This is a genomic window from Cellulomonas rhizosphaerae, from assembly GCF_003470205.1.
In the GTDB taxonomy this organism is placed as follows: domain Bacteria; phylum Actinomycetota; class Actinomycetes; order Actinomycetales; family Cellulomonadaceae; genus Cellulomonas; species Cellulomonas rhizosphaerae.
Genome location: NZ_QWKP01000094.1, coordinates 1 through 7718 on the forward strand (window position 1 = coordinate 1; position 7718 = coordinate 7718).

Annotated in this window: 7 protein-coding genes; 1 reads left to right on the plus strand and 6 read right to left on the minus strand. The window is 74.5% G+C overall.

Annotation, left to right across the window (positions count from 1 at the left end):
- Positions 1–1174, minus strand: a 1174-nt coding sequence (locus D1825_RS01885) for a cystathionine gamma-synthase (protein WP_118765806.1), incomplete at its 3' end; no start/stop codon positions are given.
- A gap of 112 nt (positions 1175–1286) precedes the next feature.
- Here D1825_RS01885 and msrA point away from each other — a divergent pair.
- Positions 1287–1955 carry a peptide-methionine (S)-S-oxide reductase MsrA gene (msrA, locus tag D1825_RS01890; protein ID WP_118765802.1) on the plus strand — a complete coding sequence of 223 codons (669 nt, stop codon included), beginning with the start codon at positions 1287–1289 and terminating at the stop codon, positions 1953–1955.
- Positions 1956–1958: 3 nt separating this feature from the next.
- Here msrA and D1825_RS01895 read toward each other — a convergent pair whose 3' ends face one another.
- The 5 genes from D1825_RS01895 to D1825_RS01915 form a co-directional block, all read right to left on the minus strand.
- Positions 1959–2885 carry a transglutaminase-like domain-containing protein gene (locus D1825_RS01895; protein WP_118765803.1) on the minus strand — a complete coding sequence of 309 codons (927 nt, stop codon included), beginning with the start codon at positions 2883–2885 and terminating at the stop codon, positions 1959–1961.
- Positions 2886–3164: 279 nt separating this feature from the next.
- Positions 3165–3449, minus strand: coding sequence for a SelT/SelW/SelH family protein (locus D1825_RS01900; protein WP_118765804.1), 285 nt, complete (start codon positions 3447–3449; stop codon positions 3165–3167).
- A gap of 34 nt (positions 3450–3483) precedes the next feature.
- Entirely contained in the window at positions 3484–4452 is a 969-nt protein-coding gene (locus D1825_RS01905) for an HAD family hydrolase (protein WP_233549562.1), read from the minus strand.
- A complete protein-coding gene (locus D1825_RS01910; protein WP_118765805.1) occupies positions 4449–6980 on the minus strand; it encodes a phosphoribosyltransferase in 2532 nt (843 codons plus the stop codon). Before D1825_RS01910 ends, D1825_RS01905 begins: the two co-directional genes overlap by 4 nt.
- Positions 6977–7718 (minus strand): HpcH/HpaI aldolase/citrate lyase family protein (locus D1825_RS01915; protein WP_158580661.1); only part of this gene is annotated, 742 nt, incomplete at its 5' end. The genes D1825_RS01915 and D1825_RS01910, both read right to left, overlap by 4 nt.

Below are 7718 nucleotides of genomic sequence, written 5' to 3' on the forward strand. Positions count from 1 at the left end.
GGTCGTCGGCATCCTCGATGCCGACGGACAGGCGGACGAGGTCGTCGGGCACCTCGAGGGCGGTGCCGGCCACCGACCCGTGCGTCATCCGGTACGGGTGCTCGATGAGCGACTCGACCCCGCCGAGCGACTCGGCGAGGGTGAACACGCGCGTCGCGGCGCACACCGCGAGCGCGGTCGCCTCGCTGCCGGTGCGGAAGGCGACCATGCCGCCGAAGGCCGACATCTGCCGCGCCGCGACCTCGTGGCCCGGGTGTGACTCGAGCCCGGGGTAGAGCACCTCGGTGACGTCCGGGCGCCCGCTCAGGAAGTCGACGACCGCGGCGGCGTTCGCCACGTGCCGGTCCATCCGCACGGCGAGCGTGCGCAGCCCGCGCAGGGTCAGCCACGCGTCGAACGGGCCGGCCACCGCGCCCGAGGCGTTGTGGTGGAAGCGCACCGCGTCGAGCAGGCTCGTCGTCCCGGTGGGCCCGACGAGCCCCACGGGCAGCTGCGCGCCGTCGCCGACCACGAGCGCCCCGCCGACCACGTCGGAGTGGCCGCCGATGTACTTGGTCGTCGAGTGCACGACGACGTCCGCGCCGAGCGCGAGCGGCTGCTGCAGGTAGGGGGTCGCGAACGTGTTGTCGACGACGAGCAGCGCGCCGACCGACTGCGCGTGCACGGCGATCGCGGCGATGTCCGCGATGCCGAGCAGCGGGTTGGTCGGCGTCTCGACCCACACGACCTTGGTGCGGCCGGGCTGGATGGCGCCGAGCACCGCGTCGGGGTCGGACAGGTTCACGGCCGTGTGCTCGATCCCCCATGGCCCGAACACGCGCGCGATCAGCCGGTACGTGCCGCCATAGGCGTCGTCGGGCACGACGACGTGGTCCCCGGGCCGGAGCACGGCGCGCAGGAGCGTGTCCTCCGCCGCGAGCCCGGAGGCGAAGGCCGCCGCGCCCGCGCCACCCTCCGCGGCGGCGAGCGCCTCCTCCAGCGCCGCGCGCGTCGGGTTCGCCGACCGGGAGTACTCGTAGCCGCCTCGCAGGTTCCCCACGCCGTCCTGCTTGTAGGTGGAGACCTGGAAGATGGGCGGGACCACGGCACCCGTGGTCGGGTCAGCGTCCTGACCTGCATGGATGGCGCGGGTAGAGAAGCCTGTTGCGGACCAGTCGAGATCATCGGGAGTCACTGACACAGGCTAGGTCCATATCGCCTCGTCCACCGGGAACACGGGAAGCGTGGGGACGGTTGTGCTGGCCGGGCGGTGCCAGCCGCGTACACGCCCTGAGAGGATCGAGACCATGAACTGGCTGTTCGGATCCGCACTGCGATCGACGATGGTGGCCCCTGAGCGGGCCCTCGCCGGCCGCGACGACTACGCCTACACGGTGCCCACGACGCACACCGTGCTGGGAACCCCGTTGGCGGGCCCGTGGCCCACCGGCACCGCGACGGTCTACGTCGCCATGGGCTGTTTCTGGGGCGCCGAGAAGGCGATGTGGAAGACGCCCGGCGTCGTGACCACCGCCGTCGGCTACCAGGGCGGCTTCACCCCCTTCCCCACGTACGAGGAGGTGTGCACCGGCCAGACCGGGCACACCGAGGTGGTCATGGTTGCGTACGACCCGGCCGTCATCTCGCACGAGGACCTGCTCCGTGCGTTCTGGGAGTCGCACGACCCGACCCAGGGCTTCCGCCAGGGCAACGACGTCGGCACCCAGTACCGCTCGGCGATCTACACCACGTCCGACGAGCAGGCCGAGGCGGCCGACAAGACGCTCGCCGAGTACCAGCCGCGGCTGACCCGCGCCGGGTTCGGCGAGATCACGACCGAGGTGCGCACCGCCGACGAGGCGGGCCGCTTCTACTACGCCGAGGACTACCACCAGCAGTACCTCGACAAGAACCCCGCGGGCTACTGCGGCCTGGGCGGCACGGGCGTCTCCTGCCCCCGCCCGACCGGCGCGTAGCTCCTAGCGCCACCGGGTGGTGCGCGTGGCCAGGTCCACGTCGCCCACCCGGTCGTACGGGGTGAGCGTCACGAGGCCGGCGCGCGGGCTCAACCGCGGGTCGGCCTCGTAGCGCGAGGCCAGCTCGGCCTCGGCGTCCTCGTCGCCCGCGTCGGCCTGCACGAGCAGCACCGCGATCTCGTCGGCGAGGTCGTCGGCCTCGGCGTCCGGCACGGCCCCGGGCGGAGCGACGTCGGCGGGCAGTCCCGCGGACCGGGCGCCGAACTCGTCCCAGAGCAACAGCTCGTCGCCCTGGCGGTGCGCGAGCTCGAGGAACACGTACCCGCGGACGAACGCCTCCCCGCACAGCCACGGCAGGCTGCGGTCCACGCCGTACGACGAGGCGTCGAGGTTGCCGCCGCGGGCTGCGATCCACACCTCCGCGGCGGTCTCGAACGGGGCCCGCGGGCCTTGCGGGAGGTCCCGCGTGTCGAACTCGAAGCCGACCGTGCCGAGCTCGGGGTCGAAGCGGACCCACCGGGACCCGTCCCAGTACTCGACGACGACGTGGTCGTGGTGGAAGCCGGGCTCGAAGTACCCCGCGAAGCCGACGCGGCTGCGCGCCGGGATGCCGTGCTGCCGCAGCACGCCGACCCCGAACAGCGTGTGGTCACGGCAGCACCCGGCAACCTGCTCCCCGACCTCGCGCGGCGCGCCGGCCACGATCGGGGCGCGGCCCGCCGCGGTGTCGAGCATCGACTCGAGCCAGCGCAGGTCGATGTCGTCGCGCATCGCATCCGTGACGCGGTCCGCCTGCCCGCGGTAGTGGACGACGAGGGCGGTGGCGGCTGCGTGGATCGCGCCCGGCTCGGGCTCGACCGATGCGAGCACGTCCGCGTGCGTGCCGGGGTCCGAGAACGGGGTGTGGGTGGAGTACCGCGCGTGGTCCATCAGCCCATCCTGCCCGGAGCGGCACCGCGCGGGAAGCCGGCGGAGGGCCAGGCGGGCGAGCGGCCGGAGTCCCCCCGGACCGGTCGCTCGCCCGCCACGCCGTCGGTCCGAGCACCCCCGAGCCCGGGTCCGACGGCCTCCGAGAGTGCCCCCGTCACCGGCCGGGGTTCATCACCCGCACGACCGGATCGCGACGAACGTACCGAGCGGCGACCTGCGTTTCACCACCCTGTCCACCGCGCGTCGGACCACGGTCCAGGTCGCGGCGCTGTGCGCGGCTCAGGCGGTCACGACGTCCGAGTGGCCGAGCGGCTTGTCGGGCGCGACGCGGTCCCGCACGGCACGCTTCAGCACCGTGATCTCGGGGAACCCTCCGTCCGTCCCGCGGTCCCAGATGACCTCCCCGTCGACCTCGACGACGAAGACCCCGCCGGTCGCCGGTCGCAGCGCGACCTCGGTGAGCTCGCGATGGAACGTGGTGAGCAGCTCCTGGGCGTACCAGGCCGCTCTCAGCAGCCACCGGCACTGCGTGCAGTACGTGATCGTGACGCGGTTGTCCCCCATGGGCTCCACCTTCGCCCAGGTCAGGGGTGTCCGGTCAAGTCCCGCTGAGCACGTCGCCCAGGAGCCGCGCGACGATCTCCTCGCCGCCGAGCACGCCCGAGGCTGCCGTGACCGCCACGTGCGGCGCGTGCCAGCCGGTCTCGTGCAGCTCGCCGTGCGCCGGGCGCACCCCGCGGGCCGCCGCGGCCAACAGCTCGCCGTCCAGCAGCGAGTCGCCCGCCGCCAGCACCTCACCCGCGCCCGTCCGGCGCGCGATCTCGGCGATCGCGGCCGACTTGGTGAGCGTCGCAGGCACGCAGTAGACCTTGCGGCCCTGCACCGAGACGGTCCAGCCGCGCGCCTCGCACCACGCCGTGAGGTCGTCGACGTAGTACGGCGGCACGAGACCGCGCTCGATGACCAGGTACGCGAACATCTCGTCCGCGACGCGCATCTTGCGCACCCACGCCTCGCTCGCGACCGAGGCGAGTCGCTCGTGGATCTCGGCGAGCGGGGCGGCCGCCGCGAGCTCGTCGGCGACCTGCTGCGCCCAGTCCGGGCACACCACACCGTCGACGAGCAGGTGCCCGCCGTTGGTCGTCACCGCGTACTGGTGCGGCGAGCCGGGGATACGGATGCGTGCGTACTGGCTCCGCGTGCGCGTGGTGGTCGGGACGAGCGTCGCGACCTGCGTGAGGACCGCGAGCATGTCGTGCGCGTCGCGGGTCTGGAACGAGAGCGGCTTGCCGTCGAAGACCTCGGCGACGACGAGCGTCGGGGCGTTCCGGTCCTCTCCCGTCAGGCCCAGGGCCGCCGCCGAGTAGACGAGCGTCCGGTCGAGGTCGCACGCCACGAGCACGGGCGCCGTGCTCCGCTGGGCACCCGGACGCGCGTAGGTCGCGACGCGGGCGGCCAGTGCCTCGGAGAGTCCCGCCGCGCGGGCCGCCGCGGCGACGTGGGCCTCGGCGTCGGCGACGACGTGCAGCGGGTAGGCGGGATCGTTCCCCGCGACCTGGGCGCTCACGGTGCCACCGTCCGGACCGCGGTGCCCGACGCACCCGTCGCGCCGGCGGTGTACGCCGGATGGATCAGGCCCATGCACGAGTAGGGCAGGTCCGGGACCTCCTCGACGGGCACGCCGCGCTCCGCGGCGAGGTGCCGGATGTGGACGAGGTCAGCCGGGTCGGCGTCGGCACGCACGAGCACCTTCCAGGGCACGCGCCGCAGCAGCACGCGCGTGGTCTCGCCGACCCCGGGCTTGACCAGGTTCACGTCGCCGATCCCTTGCTCGACCGAGACCCGCTCGACCGCGGCCCAGCCGCGCCAGTCCGGCTCGTCGTCCGGCGCGGCCGGCGTCGCGTCGACCGCCGCGCGGACGTCCGCGAAGCGCGCGGAGACCGCGTCGAGGAACCGGTTCGAGACGTCCGCACCGGCGAGCTCGGCGTAGAACTTCGCGCCGTGGAACTGGTCCTCGCGCAGGATCTGGCGGTTGAGGACCGTGCGGGACACGAGGCCGGAGACCGTCGAGTTGAGGCACGCCGACGGGATGAGGAAGTCGTCGCGCGTGCCGTACAGCGTCACGCAGTGGCCGGGGTCGGCCAGCACCGCGAGGTCGGCGGGGAAGTCGACGCCGGTGGTCGCCCGGTGCTCGACGAGCGCGGCGGCGAGCTCGCGAGCGATCGCGCCCTTGCCGGTCCAGCCGTCGACGAACAGCACCGACGCGGGGTCGTGGCGCGCGGCCACGTGCTGGAGCGCGACGTGGTCGACGCCCCGGCCGCGGACGATCGACACCGCGTAGTGCGGCACCTCGATGCCGTGCACCGCGCGCGCCCAGCGACGCATGAGGATGCCGATCGGCGTCCCGGCCCGCGCGAGCGAGACCAGCGTGAGCTCGCCCCCACGTGCGGCGAGCGCCCGCTCGGTCACGACGCCGACGGCCAGCGCGACCCGCTCGGCCGCGTCAGCGAGAGCCTCCTCGAACAGCGCGGCGTAGGTCGCGGACGGCTGGTACTCGACCGGCAGCGACTCGGCGTAGTGCGCGCCACCGGACTGGATGGCCTCCTCGCGCTCCTCGACGGGCGCCTCCAGGGCGACGTCGGAGAGGTCCGTGAGCAGCCAGGACACCTCGTCGGCCGCGTACGAGCCGAACTCCGGGCCGTGCAGCGCCGGGGGCAGCGACCTCCCGCGGGCCACACGGGCGGCAGTGTCCGGCAGCGTCGCGACGACCACGCGCGGCGCAGCCGTGGCGAGCGCGGCGAGCAGCGCGTCGGCGGCCGGGGTGTCGGCCGGCTCGTCGAGCACGACGACGATCACGTCGAAGCCACCACCGGCCACGTTGTACGCGAATCGCGGCCCGGGGCCGTCCTCGGGCTCGTCGTGCGCGTCGAAGGCGAGCGCGGTGCGCATCGCGTAGCCGTCGTCGTCGACCACCAGCACGGGCGAGCGCGTGGTCGACGAGACGCGCACGTCGAGGGCGGGCAACCCGTCGGCGAGCGCCGCCGCGAGCCGCTGCGGCACGTCGAGGAGCTCCTCGGTGCCGAGCACGAGCACGCGCGCACCGTCGGGCGACGCGTCGGCCGGCAGCACAGCGGCGAGCGTCTCCGCAGCCACGGCGACCGCCACCGCACGGGCCGGTTCGTCGGCCGGGTCCCAGCCGTGCCGCGCCGACTCGGGCAGGTCCGCGGGCCACGGCAGCGCGACGCGGACGGCCGGGGCGCCCGGAGCGGCGGCCACCGGTGCCGGTCCGTCGAGCGCGGCGATCAGGTCGGCCGCGCGCGCCCCGACGTCGTCGGGCAGCTCCACCGTCCCGGCCGCGAGCGCGACCACGTCGATGCGCGTGCCGAGACGCTCGGCCACGGCGGCCATCGCGGCGACGTCCGCGGCGGTCCGCAGGTCGACGAGCGCCGCGACGACGTACCGCTCCCGCGGCTGGTCGGCGTGCAGCGCCGCGATGGTGTTGAGGGCCGTGCGGCCGGTGGTGAGCTCGTCGTCGACGAGCACGAGCGTGCCCGGCGTGCGCAGCAGCGCGGGGTCGGCCGGGAGCAGCAGGTGGCTCGTCGCGTGCGAGTGCTCCTCCTCGAACCCCCCGAGGGGCTCGATGCCGGGCACCCGGCGGCGCGTCGAGTGCAGCACCGGGGCGCCAAGTGCCTCGGCGACCTGCTGGCCCAGCGCGGTGGCGGTCTCGGCGTAGCCGAGCACGACGGCCGGCACGGGCTCGCGCGCCTCGATCTGGTCGAAGCCGGCCGCGGACCCCGCGAGGGCGGACCTCAGCGCGTCGCCACGGCCGCTCGGGAGCTCGCCACCTCCGAGCTCGGCGCGCACGACCCCACCCAGCAGCAGGCCCGCGCCGCGCACGACCCGCGGATCGGTCGGCACGTGCTTGCCCAGCACGCGGGAGACGAGCAGGTGCGCGCGCCGCGGGTTGCGCCGCACGGCGAGCCCGACGAGGTCCGCGAGGTCGAGCCCCACGGGCGAGCTCGTCGTGCGCAGCCGCACGTCCAGCCGCTGCGCGACCCACGCCGACGTGCCGGAGCTCTCGACGAGCGCCGTCATCGGCCGTCCTCCGCGCCCAGCAGGTCGACGAAACCGACGTCCGCCTCGGCGACGCCGAACACCTTGGCCCGCGTGAGCACGCGCTCGGCCCAGGCCCGGTGCGGGCGGGACTCGTTCATCTTGTTCCGGTACGCCGACGCCGACGCACCCGCGGTCCTGCCGAGGATGTCGCTCGCGTCGACGAACTCCTCGTGCGGCACGACCGACAGCGCGTGGACGACGGGCACGTGGCTCGGGTGGATCACGGTCTTGCCGGTCAGCCCGTTGGCGGCGTCGAGCACGACCTCGCGGATGAGCCCGTCGAGGTCCTGCGTGATGAGGTCGGTGCGCAGGTGCTCGGCGTCGCTGGCCAGGAACGGCGCCTGCCGCAGCCGCGGCTTGAACAGCCGCTCGTTGCCGCCGTAGTACTCCCACACCGGGCCGGTGACGACGAAGCCCGTCCCGTCGGCCCGGCCGAGGACGTTGACGACGTCCGTGAGGACCTCGGCCACGAGGCGGACGTCGTAGATCGACAGGTCGCGCCCGCGGCGGATCCCGTACACGCCGCTCAGGTCGGTCGCGCCCGTGCGGACCGCGAGCACCGAGTCGCGGTGCTTGTCGAGCAGCCCGCGCACGGCCAGGAGCTGGTCGTCGCGCGTCTCGCGGTGGATCATCTCCGGCGACTCGATGACGGGCATCCCCCACAGCCGGCGGCCGTGCGTGGCCGCGGTGTCGTCGAGCGCGTCGAGGTAGGCGGCC